We start from the raw sequence: 14,937 nt of genomic DNA, 5'->3' as shown, positions 1-14,937 counted from the left end.
TGTTGAGTTCGTTATGTTTGAGCGCGAGTGGCATATATAACAAGAAGCTGCTATTCAGCAGATCTAACTAGAAGCTGCCATAATAAAACAACATCAGTGGGCCAGAGGTTAAGAAGTAAAGTCTATACTTTTTATAGATTTTTGTTGCCCTCCCAATGCCATTCTTGGGTAGCCTGAGGTTGTCTGGATGTTCTATCTTTCGTTCGCGAGTGACCTCTACTCCTCTTCTACCCTTAATTCTCCAACACTCCAGCATGAAGCTACCGATCGCCAGACAGCAGGGCCGATTTATCAGTCTGCGGTTCAAGTTGCTGATTGCCTTCAGCATTGTGTTTACCGCGATCTTTGCAATGGTATTCATTCGCTCCTATCGGTATTCGACCGATAAAGCAATGGAGCGCCTGAGGGAGGATATGGAGGTTACATTGCTGGGGGCAGCGGCGGGGGTCGATGTAGAAGAGTTGATGGACTTATATGCTGAAGGAGAACCCAATAGCGAGCAATTTTCGGACGATCCGCGCTTTGAAAATCAGTTGGACTGGTTAGAATTGGTCCAAAGCATCGAACCCCGTGCTTGGCTGTATACCTACATTCCCGGCAATCGGGAGAGCGTTCGTCGCATTGGCGAGCCGGCGACGGGTTACGAAGTCATCTTTTTAGTGGATCTGTGGGCCGAGCGGGAAGCGGAGAAAGCGGCCAAATTTTTGGAATCCTATTCCGCAAGCCGCTGGATGGCCCAGAGCCTGGAAACCGGACAATTGATGCAGCGCCCGGAGCCCTACACCGATTTTTGGGGCAACTGGATCAGTGCTTATGCTCCCCTATTTGACAGTGCGGGCAATGTGGTGGCTGGCATTGGTATTGATATTGAGATGGACTATGTCCGAACGGTCCAGCAGGGAATTTTAGTGGGAACGCTGCGCTGGTTTACCGCAGCCTATGGTTCGCTGTTTCTGCTGATTTATTGGCTCTCGGGGGTGCTCACGAGCAAACTCACCCATTTGACGCGCTCGGCTCGCCTGATCGGGACTGGCAATTACGATATTGATGTGGGATTCGATCGCCCCAGTAGCTTTCCCGACGAACTGGATACACTGGCGGAGGTGTTTGATACCACCATCGATCGCATTCGCACCCGCGAGCAATTAATCCGCGAGGTCAAACAAACCGAAGACGAGATGCGCCATGCCTTAGAAGAAGAGCGCGAACTCAACGAGCTCACCTCCCGCTTTGTGTCGATGGTTTCCCACGAACTGCGCACGCCGCTGACAGTGGTACGAACTTCAACTGAATTATTGGAACATTATAGCGATCGCCTGTCAGAGGCAAAGCAAGAGGAATATTACCAGCGCATTCGGGGAGCCATTCAGAATATGGCGCAACTGATTGACGATGTCTTGGTGGCGGGAAAAGCCGAAGCTGGCAAATTAGATTTCGAACCGGTGCCGCTCGAGCTAGCCAAATATTGCCGAGAGTTGATTGAAGAGATTCGCGTCAACGTTCAGTCCAATCATACCCTTACCTTCGCATGGCACGGAGGAGGCGAAGAAACTGTGATGGACCCGAAATTACTGCGCATTATTTTGAGCAATCTCTTGTTTAATGCAATTAAATATTCGCCTGCCGGATCCACCGTCGAGATCGAACTGTTTTGCATCGATCTGATGGCAGTTTTCGAAATTCGCGATCGCGGTATTGGAATTCCCGTGGCCGACCAGCCGCATTTATTCAAGTCATTCCACCGCGCCCGCAATGTGGGAGCCATTCGCGGCACGGGATTGGGGTTGGCGATCGTCAAGCATTGCGTCAACCACCATCACGGACAGGTGACATTTGTGAGTCAAGAGGGGCAGGGGACGACATTTGTGGTCAAGTTGCCCTTAAAGCCGTAGCATTCGAGCTTTTGAGTTTTTCGAGCTGTTCGCCAGTTCCCAGTTACTCTCCGTTGGCACGGGAGATGGGTCGAGTCTCCGAGATCGAACGAGCAATAATAGGAATTGACACAGTGAAGCTGGTGCCCTGTCCGTATTGGCTGTAAATGGATAGTTCGCCATTCTGCAGGGCGATCGCTCGCTTGGCGATCGCTAGCCCCATGCCGGCACCGGGAGTGCTGATGGCATTGCTGCCGCGTACGAAGGGCTCGCAAATGGAATGCATCTCGTTTTCGGGAATGCCGATGCCCATATCGCGGACGATAAACTGGATCCGCTCGGCACAGCGACAATCTACATCGAATTGGATCGGGAGCAGTTCGGGGTGAGCGGTGGAATATTTGATGGCGTTGAGCAGGATGGGCCGTAGGGTGAGGGCAACCAGATGGCTATCGAGATAGACGGTGCCGCAAGGACCGCGAAAATTCAATTCGATCGTCCGTTGAGAAGCTGCTGTACAGTCCTCGATCAGATCGACACACAACTGCGGCAGATCCACAGGGGCGGGATGGAGTTCGAGTTGACATTCTGCATTGCGCAGACTGACGATTCGATCCAGGGTCAATCCCAAGCGGCGAACCGCCTGCTGCATGGCATCGAGATAGTGTCGTTTTTGTTCCTTTCGAGCAGCTTCGCCAAAGTCTCGCATCAGGGCCAAGCCCTGCTGTAAGGTGCTCAAAGGGCCTTCCATCTGATGGGACACGGTTTCGATCGTGGTTTGTTGCAGAGCCGCTAGCTGCTGCCCCTTCTCTAGTAGGTGGCGGTGCAGTTCGCTCAATTCGCGCTCCTGTTTGAGGGCCTGCCGCTGGGTCCAGATGGATCGGGCCAGCAGTGCCACAGAGGCAAAAACGGCTAATCCCATCCACCCCGCCAGCCACTCTAGTTCCCGCAGGGGGCGTTCGAATTCGGTCTGAGGGATAGCGATCGCCAGCGACCAATTGGGCGCTTCTTCGAGGGAGGCAGAAACAATATAGACAGCAGGCTCCCCCTTCCTCCGCAGCAATTGCACCGATCCATCGATCGCTGAAGCGGCGATCGCCTCCAGTTGAGAGCCGGAGCGATCTACCGCAATACCCTCTGCAGCGATCCCTGCTGGAGTCGCGGTCAGTGCGAGCGAGGGTTGTTGCGGGTGGAGCAATAGCAGACTGCTGAACTGGCCCATTAAGTCGGGATTCAGGGTATCGGCCAAGCGGCGAAACGAGACGGAACCCGCTAAGACTCCGGCAGGGTAGGGAGCTTGGGCTGGATCTACCTGTTCCATTTGCAATCTCTCCAGACTGATTTGGCGGGTTTGCAGGTGTTCGGGAGAGCGAAATTCAGCATGGTTGAGGGGTGGCCAAGACCAGACTGGAGCTGCGATCGCCACTCGCCACACCTCTCCTCCAGTCGTTCGCGATGGGTACGACACATAAACATTCCCCCGCATCGCGGGCTGCCAATACTCTAACGGGGGTATTCCCCGAGGCGCGATTTCCGCTCCCATCGTTTGGGTCACTCGAGCAGAGCCGTCTAGGTGGGTGAGGGAAAATTGTTCGAACTCGGGCATTGAGTCGAGCGAGAGTTGCAGGTGGGGTTCCGCCTGCTCCCATTGGAGCGATCGCACCGCAGGGTTGAGAGCCAAGGCCGCAATTTCAGCTTTACGAACCGCCAGCCAACTATCCACTTGTAAGGCTGTCTCGCGAGCGAGCCCTCGGGCACGATCGTCCAAGCCCAACCGCACTGTCTTCGAGAGGGTGCGATAGCTACCCGCTGCTGCGAACGCCACAGCAGCGACGATCGCAGCAGCGAGTAAATGCCTTGATTGATTTCTAGTAACTTTTTTTACTCTAGTCTGGGAAAAAGGCCAGACAAATTGAAGCTTGCGATTGAAATCCATCCGCCACACACACTGAATAGAAAATATTACTCTTGCATCTCTTTATATGAGAATAAAACTACAGATCCTAGTAACAGGTTAACAGAAAATTTCGCTGAGAATACTATTAAATAGCGATCGCCATCGATCGAGCTCGAGGAAGGTTGGTCGAGTCAGGTGAGTCAGGTCGATCGAGGCTTAGCAGCACTTCCCCTAGTCAGCCTCAAAATTTGCTCGATGCTGTCTCGATACTGTTCGATGCCGCCGTCCGCGCGGGCCACGATCTGTCCTCCTTCGAGAAAGGCGAAGATCGCGGTTGCCATAGCAGTGACACTCCCCACAAACTGAAACTCGCCCGCCCCCAGACCCTGCTCGAGAATCTGCTCCAAGCGCTGTAGATTGCCGCGATAAAACGCCTGGACCAATTGGGCAGAGATCGGATCGAGAGTCGTGAGAGCAGCCCCTAACATGCCGCACAGACAGGCTTTATCGCGATCGCCGCTGCCGAGGGTGGCCGCATATAGATCGCAATACCGACGCAGTTTGACTTCGGGGGCTACAGAGGTGGCCAGCGTGCGATCCAGCAAGTCAAAGAAGCTGCTACTGTAGCGCTGCAGCACTGCGACCACCAGATCGGCTTTATGGGGGAAGTAATAGTGAATACTGGCTTTGCGAATCCCGACTGCGGCGCTGATATCGGCATAACTCACAGCATTCACGCCTCGCCGCTGCATGAGTTCTTGAGCGATGTCGAGAATTTGAGTTTTGGTGCTCGCAGATGTCATCGGACAATGACTCACTACTGTCTATCGGGATGGATCTCCCCTTAGAGAAACAATCCCGTTGAAGTTGTAGAACTACCCGATCGACCCAGACCATTCAGCAGTGGAGGGGGGGTCTGCAGGCACTGGCTCAGTATCGGTACTGTCGCGGTCGAGTTGGGCCAAATCGGCCAGAGACCGATCGGAAATCAGCTTGCGCAATTGCTCTATCGCTGTCCGAGCTGGGGCAAAGTCGGGATCGAGCTCTAAGACCCGACTGTAATCGGCGATCGCCTCATCTACCCGATCGGAGCCCGCTCGAGCGGTACCCAGCGTGTGCCAAAAACTGGGGGTGTCGGGGGCGAGTTCGGTGGCTTTCAGGGCAAAGGTTTCTGCTTCGGCATATCGCTCCAGACGGCATAACACCCAGGCTCGATTGTTGAGGGCGATCGGGTCTTGGGGGGCGAGTTGAAGGACGCGATCGTAGCTGTCGAGAGCTTCCTCTAATTGGCCTGCATCGCTTTGGGCAATGGCGAGGCCAAACCAGGCCAAGGGCACTTTGTCATCGATTTCCAGCATGCGTCGGGCGGTGGCGATCGCCTCTTTCCATTTACCCAGACGGCGCAGGGCAGCAGCTTTGCCGTACAGTGCCGTGCCGTTTTTAGGTTGCTGCTGCAAGAAGCGATCGAAGCCTTTGACGGCAGTTCCGAACTTGCCCGCTTCACTCAGTGCAACGGCTTGGGCGTAAAGGGCAGGAGCGTAATCCGGCTGGATGCGCAGAGCTTCTTCGTAGTGAACTGCGGCATCGTTCCACAACCCCAATGCTTGAAAAGCCATCCCGCGCGCGTGCCAAGTTTTGTGGCTGTCGGGGTGAATTCGATAGGCGCGATCGAAGCTATTGACCGCATCGCGATAGCGGCGCAGGCGCAGGAGCAGTAGGCCGCGATTGTGCCAGGAGGCTGCCGATCGCGGTTGCAACTTGAGGGCAGTGTTGTAGGCGATCAACGCTTTGCGGCTCCGATTGATGGAGAGCAAGGCATTCCCTTGAGCCCGCCAGAGACGGGCAGTTTTCGGACGCAGTTCCAGAGCTTTGGTGAAGCAAGCGAGGGCCTCTCGATAGCGGCGCAGCGATCGCAGTAGATAGCCCTTAGCCATCCAGGTTTCGCAGCAATTGGGGGCGTATTTTAAGGCGCTGTCGAAGCTCTTGAGGGCGAGATTTTTGCGCCCCAACTGAGCCAAGCGAATGCCGCGATTGTGCCAAGCCACCGCTTGTTCCGGATCGCTCTCGAGCACTTTGTCATAATTGACCACTGCCGCCTTAAAGCGGCGCATCCGCCCCAGAATCAGGGCTAGAGTCAGGCGCACCTCTTCGTCGTAGGAGTTGATCGAGAGAGAGCCGTTATAGCTGTCGATCGCCTCTCGATAGCGCCGCAGGGCAACTAGGCTATCCCCCCTACGACTCCAAGCCGCCGCGAAATTGGGGTCGATGTTGAGGGCGCGATCGTAGGCGTCCAAAGCCTTCTCGAACTTGCCGCGATTGAAAAACTCTTGCCCCTTGTCGAACTGAATATCGGCGGTATTCCACTGAAACAACCGCTGAATAAACTGCAGGAGGGCAATTTGGCGGGTGCCTTCTTCGGAGGGGGTACCCTCCTCCTGACCAATAATTTGAGCGATCAGCTGTTGGATGCCCCGTACAAAAGCCTGAAAGCCCTTGACCTCGTCATCGGTCTCGGTAAACTGTTGCGTAATTTGGCTTTGCAGCCGAAATCGCTGTAAGTCTTTGGGAGCCTCAAAGCCTGGCTTGAGTCGGGCGATTAGCTGCTGTGATTGGAATTCAAATAGAATTGGGTCTTCTTCCGCGCCGACAAAATTGATGGGGGGGAGATGCCGCAGGGGGCGAGGCAGCTCGCAGGGTTCGTACAGCAGCGGCAGCAAGCGTTGATTTTGACTCTCGGGGGCATGGGGAAAACCGCAGTAGAGCTCGTCTTTCGGCCAAGGATTGCTGACAAAGTTTTCGGACAGAATTATCGCGATGAAGCGACAGTCATCGATCGCCCGCCGCAATTCCACCTTGCGGTTGTCTCCCGGCTGCAGCATCCAGCGATCGAACCACACCTTGCAGCCGTCGCGATCGAGCCGTTCTGCCAACTGGCGAGTCCAGCGGGCTTGAGCGCGATGGTAGCGCAAAAAAATATCGTACTTATAGTCAGATCCAGGACGCATACTGGGTTAGACTCTGCCATTGATTGCCCCCAGTCTATCCGATTCGACTCGCCTCCTCAGGCAGCAGGAAACGCAGCATCGGTATCGTACCGCGAAGGGTTAGCCTTCCCGATCGACTGGACTGATATGATAGCTAGGAAGCCTATAGCGTGAGATATTTGCCCGTGGCAGAGGAAAACTTGACTGCAGCCTCCAATCGATCGAATGGATCTGCCGACGCCCCCGTCCCCACCAAAGGCGATCGCAAGGACTTAGCGATCCCGCCCGCCAAAACCTTTATCGGCAATCGCCCCATTGCCTCCAATGAAGCCAAAGGGGAAGATGCTGTGATGGGTTATCTAGACTGAAGAGCGCCATCTGTTGGCCGAGATCGATCGCGGATATTAGAGACTCGTTTAGCGGTGAATTCTCTCTAGTGCCCGAACTCTGACTCCCGCCCCCCAACCCACTGGATGACCTACACCACTGCACAACTGATTCAATTTTTGGACCAGGAGCTGCGGGCCAACTGGAAAGGGGAGCGCGTGCTGCTATCTCCCGCACAACGAATTAACAATCCGGCGATCGCCAAAGCGCTCGACCCCGATAAATTGAGCAAGGTCTTTGCCTACCGAGATTTTCGCGCCCAAATTCATGCCTATCAACGAGAACACAAGGTCTCGGGCATTGTCTGGAGGACCTGTCGGTTTGACGGTCGGGAGTTGCACCTACCCGAATTGCACAATCATCTGGTGGCGATTGAGGGGGATAAAGAGATTTTGATGGCGGCCAAGTCCTCCGTTATCGACTTTTGGCAAGGGTTAACGACTGCGATGCAGTTTTGGCTGCCGGGGGAATTTCCTTTGGCGATCGCTTCTAGCGATGTACGAGATCGGATCGACCGAGCGGAATGGGCTATCCTCGATGCCGCTCGCACCGAGCTGTATCTGGGCCTGTGTTGGGGCAAGCCGGAAGAGTGTCATTGCGACTGGGCTAGGCCCGAATCGGGCTGCGATCGCGTCATTGCAGCGGTTAACGAACCCAGCTCCGTCAAGGTCTGACCGAGAAAACAACTCAGTCTCATAAAAAAACTAAACAAATCGATAACAAAAATTGTCTTGACAGAGTAGCTAGAAAATTCAGATAACGGTGGGGGTACGTCACGATTCTCCCCGCCTCAGCGAAACTGAATCAATCTGCGTATAATTCCTCCCCACCCTCCACAGGAGCCCGCTATGCCCGATGCTGTAGGCGTCGTCCAAACAATTGGATTCCCCGGTGTTTTGGCTGCTGCGGATGCGATGGTGAAGGGGGCTGAAGTGACCCTCGTAACCTATGCAGGGGCCGAGAGCGGTCAGTATTTTGTTGCAATTCGCGGCAGTATATCCGAGGTCGAGCAGGCCATGGCAGCGGGATTAGATGCGGTTGAAAATCAGGCGGTGGGGGCATCAGTGCTCAACCACTACATCGTGGCCAATCCGCCGGAGAATATCGTTTCGGTCTTGCCCCTCGAATACACAGAAGCGGACGAGCCTTTCCGCTAAACGCCCGTTCCCTCACCCAGTCCACAGGAGTTGAAATTCGTAATGACGCAAAAAGCAGTAGGCTCGATTGAAACGAAAGGGTTTCCCGGTATTCTGGCGGCTGCCGATGCCATGGTTAAGGCAGGTCGGGTCACGTTGACCTTCTACAGCCGTGCCGGTAGTGCGCGGTTCTTCATTGTTATTCGCGGCGATGTGTCCGAAGTTAAAATCGCGATGGATGCTGGTGTTGCAGCGGTGGAGAATGCCCCTGGCGGTTCTCTGGAATCGTGGGTGATTGTGCCCCGCCCTCACGAGAATGTGGTGGCGATTTTGCCCATCGACTATACGGAAGAGTCTTTGCCGTTCCGCGAGTCAACGGAGGGGATACCGACATTCGGGGCTCCTCGACCGTAGGGGGCACCCTCTTCACAATAGCGATGGTACGCGATCGCCTTGCGTTGGCTCGACCCAATTAACTGGCTGCCGTTGCGGCCACTTCAGGGGCACGATCGCCAGCTTCCTGCCGCTGAATCAGCTCGATCTTGTAGCCATCGGGATCTTTCACAAAGGCAATCACCGTCGAGCCGTGCTTCATTGGACCGGGTTCGCGCACCACTTCGCCACCCCGCGCTTTGATGGCATCGCAAGTGCCATAAATATCTTCAACCCCGAGCGCAATGTGGCCGTAGGCATCCCCTAAATCGTAGCTATCTACCCCCCAGTTGTAGGTCAACTCGATAACTGCCCCCTCCGACTCGGGACCGTAACCCACAAATGCCAAGGTAAACTCGCCGCCCGGATAGTCCTTTTTGCGCAGAAGCGTCATACCCAGCACATCGCAATAGAACTGCAAAGAGCGATCGAGATCTCCCACCCTCAGCATCGTATGCAAAATTCGCATGTCCCCTCCTAACGGCTTCGAAAATGAATGTACACCTGACAGCGACAACTCGTTCGACAAGTGCGAGCCAGTGACACCTGTCATGTTAGCTTGACTCCAGTTTCCGTACCCGAGCCCTCGTTATGTCTGCAGACTCTTTGCTCCGCACCCCCCTTTACGATCGCCATGTTGCCCTCGGTGCCCGCATGGTTCCCTTTAGTGGCTGGGAGATGCCCCTACAATACTCCGGCACGCTGGCCGAACACCGTGCCGTGCGATCGCAAGTGGGGGTATTCGACATTTCCCACATGGGCAAGTTTCTGCTGCGGGGAGCGCAGGTGCGATCGCAATTGGAGCGCTTGGTGCCCAGTAGTTTGGCGGATCTAGAGAAGGGGCAGGGGCGCTACACGGTGCTGCTGAACGAGAGGGGCGGCATTGTGGATGACTTAATTTTCTATTGTGGCGGAGGCGATCCCGAGCGGGCGGGATGGGAGGTTTGGGCGGTTATTGTGAATGCGGCCACTACCCAGAAGGATAAGGACTGGCTGCTGCAGCATTTGGAGGAGGTAGAGTTGCGCGATCGCTCTGCCGAGCAGAGTCTTTTAGCGATCCAGGGGCCTGAGGCTGAGGCAGCATTTCAGCCGTTGGTGCGGGACGATCTGGGGGCGATCGCCCGCTTCGGTCACGCCACAGTTGCCCTCAAAAACAGCGAGGACTTCGCTTTTGTGGCTCGAACGGGATACACGGGGGAAGACGGTTTTGAGGTCATGCTGCCCATTGCGGCAGGCGTGCAATTGTGGGATCGGCTGCTCGATGCTGGCGTGACCCCTTGCGGCTTGGGCTCGCGGGATACGCTGCGATTGGAAGCGTCGCTACATCTCTACGGCCAGGATATGGATGACGACACCACGCCGTTAGAGGCTTCCTTAGGTTGGCTGGTGCATTGGAAGCGCAAAGGGGAGTTTATCGGCAGGTCCGTGCTGGAGCGGCAAAAGGCTGAAGGACTCCCTCGCAAGCTGGCTTGGGTAACGATGGACGGTCGCGAAATTGCCCGCCCGGGTTATGACGTCATGGTGGACGGCAGCACAGTTGGCACAGTGGTGAGTGGCACAAAGTCGCCGATGTTGGGCAAGGGGATTGCGATCGCCTATTTACCTCCTGCGCTGGCCAAGTCGGGGACAAAGATTGAGATCGCCATTCGGGGCAAGCACTGTCCGGCAACGGTGGTGAAGCGTCCGTTCTATCCTCAGTAGATAGAGTTAGGCTAAAAGCATCTGTGCTCTGTGGGGGCAATTGCGATGGTTGGAGTGTTAGTGAAGGTGCCGTCTAGCATCACAGTGACCCCAGAGCAATTCGAGCAGTTGGCGGTAGCGAATCCCGATCTGCGGCTGGAGTTGACGGCTGAAGGACAATTGATTGCGATGCCCCCGACAGGAACGGAAAGCGGCGGTTACAATGCCGAGCTGACAGCTGACGTTGCGATCTGGAATCGCCGCGCGCGCCTGGGGAAAGTATTCGACTCTTCTACGGGGTTTACGCTGCCCAATGGAGCCATTCGCTCCCCCGATGTGGCTTGGATCGAGCAGTCTCGTTGGGATGCCCTAACTCTGCAGCAACGGAAGGGATTTGCACCCATTTGTCCCGATTTTGTCTTGGAACTGGCTTCCGAAACAGACGATATTGGGGAACTGCGGGACGAGATGCAGGAATATATCGACAACGGCTGTCGGCTGGGATGGTCGATCGATCCGCGTACGGGATGGGTGGAAATTTATCGAGGCGATCGCCCTGTCGAGCGACTCAAATCGCCCCAAACTCTGTCCGACGAAGCGATTTTACCGGGGTTAACCCTCGATCTGAAGGCTATTTTCCCCAAGGGGTTTGGGCGATCGCACTGAAATTTGAAACCTGTAGCAGTCGAAACTGAGGGCAATCTCGAAGACCAGTGGGAGGCAATTGCGATGACTGGAATGCTAGTGAAGGTGCCGCCTAGCTGCACGGTAACTCCAGAACAATTCGAGCACTTGGCGGCAGCAAATCCAGAGCTGAGACTGGAGTTGACAGCAGCAGGGAGATTGATAGTCATGTCGCCCACTGGGAGTGAGGGGGGACGCCAGAATGCCAGATTGACGATCGCGATCGGAAACTGGGCTTTAACCAGTCGCGCAGGAGAAATTTTTGATTCTTCTACGGGGTTTACGCTACCCAATGGAGCCATTCGCTCCCCCGATGTGGCTTGGATCGAGCAGTCTCGTTGGGATGCACTACCTCCACAGCAACGGAAGGGATTTGCACCCATTTGTCCCGATTTTGTCTTGGAACTGGCTTCTGAAACAGACGATATTGAGGAACTGCGGGACAAGATGCAGGAATATATCGACAATGGCTGTCGGCTGGGATGGTCGATCGATCCGCGTACGGGATGGGTGGAAATTTATCGAGGCGATCGCCCTGTCGAGCGACTCAAATCGCCCCAAGTCTTGTCCGGCGAAGCGGTCTTAGTGGGTTTGGAGATCCAGTTAGACAAGCTTTTTCCTGAAGGTTTTGAACCTCAGCCTTAAAGGCGATCGCCCCCACCACTGCTGTTATTCTCCCGCCCGCACCTTTTCCAATCCCCCCAAGCTTGATACAACTGACCGTAACAGGTTGCAGATGGGGGCCGCCCGTTTATGAAAATCGCCCAGTGGGCCGGATTGATTGCACTCTGTGCAATAGTGTTTCTGCTGTGGCAAGTACGGCAGCTCGCGATGCTGCTGTTTGCCGGGATTGTGCTGTCGGTGGCGCTAGATACCTTGGCCCGCGTTCCGCAACGGTATGGCATTAAGCGAGGACCTGCACTGGCGATCGCCATCTTGACGGTGCTGGTCGGTTTGACAGTATTGGGACTGTTGGTGGTGCCTCCATTGGTGGACCAAATTGCAGACCTCACTGCTTTGATCCCCGATGCGTTGCGTGAATTGGAAAATCTGGCAGAAGAAGCGATCTCTCGTCTGTCAGACCGGGTAGAGCTACCTAATTTACTGGAGCTATTCAATACCATTACGCCCCAAACCACTCGACTGATCGGCCAGTCGCTGATGTTTCTGAACAGCTCCCTCAATATTGTCATCGGCATTTTCTTGGTGGGCATCCTTACCATTCTGCTGCTGCTCGATCCCGCCTCCTACACCAGCGCCTTCGTGCGCATCTTTCCTGCCTTCTATCGCCCTCGAATTCGCTATATTCTCCATCGTTGCGATCGCTCTTTACGCGGCTGGGTGGTGGGCATTGTGATTAACTCCTTATTTATTGCCATCTTGAGCGGCTTGGGGTTGTGGGCTCTCGGCGTGCCGCTGGTGCTCGCCCATGCCACCATCGCCGGGTTGCTCAACTTTATCCCGAATATTGGCCCTACCCTAAGTGTTTTGCCCCCCCTGATCGTAGCTTTGACAGTAGACCCACTCAAAGCGTTGGGGGTCATTGTTCTCTATATCATTTTGCAAAACATCGAAACGGGGGTTTTGACGCCGTTGGTGATGGCCCGTCAGGTGTCGTTGCTGCCCGGGCTGATTTTGTTGGCACAATTATTCTTCGCCAGCTTCTTCGGTTTTCTCGGACTATTTTTGGCCTTGCCGCTGGCGGCGGTTTTGCAGGTTTGGCTGCGGGAGGTGGTGATTGTGGATGTACTCGATCGCTGGCACAGCGATGGTCTCGAACCCAAGAGCTTTGAGGTCGTACCCGCCTTCTCGGACGCTACACCCTTGTTAGCCCGGAAGACGGATGGCGGAGAAAGTAAACGTATAGACTCTAATCCCATAACCCCCGATCGTAAGGACAGTACTTACCCCGATTAGGTAATGGCTTTTTACTGCTCAGCTTTTCATGGCGCTCTTTCCAATCCCAAAAGCCTTGCTGACCCATCACCTTAGACCTCATTAAGTGATATCCCACGATCTCACTACTTGGCCGGGATAGTCAATTTTTCGAGGTGCCCTCAAGCATCTAGTTTTAGCGTTAATGCTATATTATTAACAAGTTTAGATCGATAGAGGTATATACAGAGACAATAAAAGTCAAAAGATAGGATCTCGATGGAAATTTACTGATGTTTTATAACAGGGTGGCGATCGCCTCTCCGGCCTGAGTGAACGGCAAGAATGAGCGATCGCCAATCAGCCAAACCTTACAGAACTTATCGAGGTTGGGCAAAAGGGGCGATCGCCGCAGCGGCCCCATGACTGAAGGTGCGAGATTCGCCACGATTTGGGACAATACTCCCGCCAAAGGGACTCGATATCGCAATTATGCAGAACAGGAGAATCTGAATTATTGGCCGGGAGGTCATAATGTAGCGCTGCTGCACCTGTTTGGGTTTTGGCAAGTCACCACGGGCAAACCCGGCAAGGGCAAAGGTTGGCGCGTGAAGCAGGTTAAACGGCTACCCTTGGGCGATGCCGTAGTGGAGTTGTTTCGGCGAGCCACGATCGCCAATCACTATATTTGGGAATCAAAATCAGATGTGACCGTGCCCTATGGGGAGATGCAATCGACCTTTCAGCCCTATTTCCCCGAGTGGCAAAACTGTTTTGCCCTACTTCAACCCGATACTCGCGAGGGAGTCTACACCTTCAAGGTCTCCCTCGGCAGCATCTGGAGACGGATTGCCATTTCTAGCGATCGCAGCCTCGAAGATCTCGCCTATGCCATTCGAAAGTCAGTGGATTTCGACTCCGACCATTTAGACATGTTTGAGTTTGCCGACGCCCTCGGCCGCCAGCGCGAGATTACCCACCCCTGGTCGGACAGCGGCGACCTATCCACCTCCGATGTGCGCATCGGCGAAGTGCCGCTGCAGGTGGGACAGGTCATGACTTACATCTTTGATTTTGGCGATTGGTGGAAGTTTGAGGTGTGCCTAGAGAGTGTTGATGAGAATGCGTCCAAACACCGCTATCTCAAAGAACTCGATCGCCACGGAGAAGCTCCACCTCAATATCCAAATTGGGATTATGACTAAAACTCAACTGGAGGCACTGGTATAAAACCGCAGCGCAAACCGCCAAAACTGATGGGCGGCACATAACAACCCTCCAGCCAAAACTGCAGCCCCCAACGTCCAGCCCAACTGCGCCCGCCCCACAACCGCCTCCGCCGGCACACTGGTGAGAAAAGCGACGGGAATCACAAACGTGAAAAAGAATCGATAGATAGCTGGATAGGCCACAATTGGATAGCGACCGGCTTCCAATAATCCCCGCAACACTTCAGTCACGTTATAGATTTTGACAAACCAAACACTGGTGGCTCCGAGAATAAACCAGAGACTGTAAAGACTGAGAATGCCAAAGGCAAGAGGGGGAAGACCGAATAGATAGGCAGCCGGGGAGAGATGGAGACGATCGCCGGCAAACAAGACCATCCCACTGCCGAAAAACACATCTGGCAATCCCCAAGGGGACATGGCTCGAAACGACAGTTGGAACTGACTGCTAATCGGTTTGAGCAAGACAAAATCGAGTGTACCCTCTTGAACCAGTCGCACGATTTTATTGAGATTGGGAGCCAAAAACGTATTGGAAAGGCCCTGCAGCAGCGTGAAAATGCCCAATACCACCAACGCCTCTTCCCAACTCCACCCCTGAAACGTATAGCCGGTCCGATAAAACAAAAACAGGCTGAACACACTGCCCGCCAAATTTCCCAAACTACTCAACGCCGCCACCACAAAATTGGCGCGATATTCCATCTCAGCCGCCAGCGCTGCGCCCCAAAACAATCCCAGCACCCGCAGGTAGCGCCACAA

General features: G+C 54.6%; 16 protein-coding genes. 10 read left to right on the top strand and 6 right to left on the bottom strand.

Annotated features, from left to right (window positions below):
• Positions 1-209: 209 nt before the first annotated feature.
• Positions 210-1,892, top strand: coding sequence for a HAMP domain-containing sensor histidine kinase (locus SYN7336_RS28125; RefSeq protein ID WP_162139113.1), 1,683 nt, complete (start codon positions 210-212; stop codon positions 1,890-1,892).
• Between the two features lie 43 nt (positions 1,893-1,935).
• Here SYN7336_RS28125 and SYN7336_RS15275 read toward each other — a convergent pair whose 3' ends face one another.
• The 3 genes from SYN7336_RS15275 to SYN7336_RS15265 form a co-directional block, all read right to left on the bottom strand.
• Entirely contained in the window at positions 1,936-3,696 is a 1,761-nt protein-coding gene (locus SYN7336_RS15275; RefSeq protein WP_017326823.1) for a HAMP domain-containing sensor histidine kinase, read from the bottom strand.
• Positions 3,697-3,968: 272 nt separating this feature from the next.
• Positions 3,969-4,571, bottom strand: coding sequence for a TetR/AcrR family transcriptional regulator (locus SYN7336_RS15270; RefSeq protein ID WP_017326822.1), 603 nt, complete (start codon positions 4,569-4,571; stop codon positions 3,969-3,971).
• Between the two features lie 72 nt (positions 4,572-4,643).
• Positions 4,644-6,773, bottom strand: coding sequence for a toll/interleukin-1 receptor domain-containing protein (locus tag SYN7336_RS15265; RefSeq protein ID WP_017326821.1), 2,130 nt, complete (start codon positions 6,771-6,773; stop codon positions 4,644-4,646).
• Positions 6,774-6,937: 164 nt separating this feature from the next.
• Between SYN7336_RS15265 and SYN7336_RS15260 the strand changes: the two genes are divergently transcribed.
• The 4 genes from SYN7336_RS15260 (at position 6,938) to SYN7336_RS15245 (ending at position 8,689) form a co-directional block, all read left to right on the top strand.
• Positions 6,938-7,120: a hypothetical protein gene (locus SYN7336_RS15260; protein WP_017326820.1), complete on the top strand. Its 183-nt coding sequence runs from the start codon at positions 6,938-6,940 to the stop codon at positions 7,118-7,120.
• 105 nt (positions 7,121-7,225) lie between these two features.
• A complete protein-coding gene (locus tag SYN7336_RS15255) occupies positions 7,226-7,813 on the top strand; it encodes a hypothetical protein (protein WP_017326819.1) in 588 nt (195 codons plus the stop codon).
• 174 nt (positions 7,814-7,987) lie between these two features.
• On the top strand, positions 7,988-8,296 hold the full coding sequence (locus SYN7336_RS15250) for a BMC domain-containing protein (protein ID WP_017326818.1): 309 nt from the start codon (positions 7,988-7,990) through the stop codon (positions 8,294-8,296).
• A 42-nt stretch (positions 8,297-8,338) separates the two neighbouring features.
• Positions 8,339-8,689, top strand: coding sequence for a carbon dioxide-concentrating mechanism protein CcmK (locus SYN7336_RS15245; protein ID WP_017326817.1), 351 nt, complete (start codon positions 8,339-8,341; stop codon positions 8,687-8,689).
• Positions 8,690-8,747: 58 nt separating this feature from the next.
• Here the strand turns inward: SYN7336_RS15245 and gloA are convergent, their stop codons facing one another.
• Positions 8,748-9,176 (bottom strand): lactoylglutathione lyase, encoded by a 429-nt coding sequence (gloA, locus tag SYN7336_RS15240; protein ID WP_017326816.1) that lies wholly within the window; start codon positions 9,174-9,176, stop codon positions 8,748-8,750.
• Between the two features lie 122 nt (positions 9,177-9,298).
• Between gloA and gcvT the strand changes: the two genes are divergently transcribed.
• From gcvT to SYN7336_RS15220, 4 genes are all read left to right on the top strand, one after another.
• Positions 9,299-10,408: a glycine cleavage system aminomethyltransferase GcvT gene (gene gcvT / locus SYN7336_RS15235; RefSeq protein ID WP_017326815.1), complete on the top strand. Its 1,110-nt coding sequence runs from the start codon at positions 9,299-9,301 to the stop codon at positions 10,406-10,408.
• A 45-nt stretch (positions 10,409-10,453) separates the two neighbouring features.
• Complete coding sequence (locus tag SYN7336_RS15230; protein ID WP_017326814.1) at positions 10,454-11,053, top strand: Uma2 family endonuclease; 600 nt, start codon at positions 10,454-10,456, stop codon at positions 11,051-11,053.
• 63 nt (positions 11,054-11,116) lie between these two features.
• Positions 11,117-11,716: a Uma2 family endonuclease gene (locus SYN7336_RS15225; RefSeq protein WP_038027154.1), complete on the top strand. Its 600-nt coding sequence runs from the start codon at positions 11,117-11,119 to the stop codon at positions 11,714-11,716.
• Positions 11,717-11,824: 108 nt separating this feature from the next.
• Entirely contained in the window at positions 11,825-12,988 is a 1,164-nt protein-coding gene (locus SYN7336_RS15220; RefSeq protein WP_017326812.1) for an AI-2E family transporter, read from the top strand.
• Positions 12,989-13,244: 256 nt separating this feature from the next.
• Here the strand turns inward: SYN7336_RS15220 and SYN7336_RS30980 are convergent, their stop codons facing one another.
• Positions 13,245-13,394, bottom strand: a complete 150-nt coding sequence (locus SYN7336_RS30980; RefSeq protein WP_156820167.1) for a hypothetical protein — start codon at positions 13,392-13,394, stop codon at positions 13,245-13,247.
• Between SYN7336_RS30980 and SYN7336_RS26145 the strand changes: the two genes are divergently transcribed.
• Positions 13,369-14,151, top strand: coding sequence for a hypothetical protein (locus SYN7336_RS26145; RefSeq protein WP_017326810.1), 783 nt, complete (start codon positions 13,369-13,371; stop codon positions 14,149-14,151). The two genes, SYN7336_RS30980 and SYN7336_RS26145, sit on opposite strands and share 26 nt — an antisense overlap.
• A gap of 3 nt (positions 14,152-14,154) precedes the next feature.
• On the opposite strand, the gene SYN7336_RS15210 is transcribed toward SYN7336_RS26145, so the two are convergent.
• Positions 14,155-14,937 (bottom strand): ABC transporter permease, encoded by a 783-nt coding sequence (locus tag SYN7336_RS15210; protein WP_026101046.1) that lies wholly within the window; start codon positions 14,935-14,937, stop codon positions 14,155-14,157.

The sequence above is a fragment of the Synechococcus sp. PCC 7336 genome (genome assembly GCF_000332275.1).
Lineage (GTDB): Bacteria > Cyanobacteriota > Cyanobacteriia > Thermostichales > PCC-7336 > PCC-7336.
The sequence above is the reverse complement of the archived record's forward strand: the minus strand, read 5'-3'. Positions and strand labels throughout refer to the sequence as shown.

Bases quoted from the DNA above. Each gene is read 5' to 3' on its own strand.
- SYN7336_RS26145 (WP_017326810.1), top strand. From the start codon at position 13,369: ATGACTGAAGGTGCGAGATTCGCCACGATTTGGGACAATACTCCCGCC.
- SYN7336_RS15270 (WP_017326822.1), bottom strand. From the start codon at position 4,571: ATGACATCTGCGAGCACCAAAACTCAAATTCTCGACATCGCTCAAGAA.
- SYN7336_RS15250 (WP_017326818.1), top strand. From the start codon at position 7,988: ATGCCCGATGCTGTAGGCGTCGTCCAAACAATTGGATTCCCCGGTGTT.
- gcvT (WP_017326815.1), top strand. From the start codon at position 9,299: ATGTCTGCAGACTCTTTGCTCCGCACCCCCCTTTACGATCGCCATGTT.
- SYN7336_RS15265 (WP_017326821.1), bottom strand. From the start codon at position 6,773: ATGCGTCCTGGATCTGACTATAAGTACGATATTTTTTTGCGCTACCAT.
- SYN7336_RS15255 (WP_017326819.1), top strand. From the start codon at position 7,226: ATGACCTACACCACTGCACAACTGATTCAATTTTTGGACCAGGAGCTG.
- gloA (WP_017326816.1), bottom strand. From the start codon at position 9,176: ATGCGAATTTTGCATACGATGCTGAGGGTGGGAGATCTCGATCGCTCT.
- SYN7336_RS15245 (WP_017326817.1), top strand. From the start codon at position 8,339: ATGACGCAAAAAGCAGTAGGCTCGATTGAAACGAAAGGGTTTCCCGGT.
- SYN7336_RS15225 (WP_038027154.1), top strand. From the start codon at position 11,117: ATGACTGGAATGCTAGTGAAGGTGCCGCCTAGCTGCACGGTAACTCCA.
- SYN7336_RS15220 (WP_017326812.1), top strand. From the start codon at position 11,825: ATGAAAATCGCCCAGTGGGCCGGATTGATTGCACTCTGTGCAATAGTG.
- SYN7336_RS15230 (WP_017326814.1), top strand. From the start codon at position 10,454: ATGGTTGGAGTGTTAGTGAAGGTGCCGTCTAGCATCACAGTGACCCCA.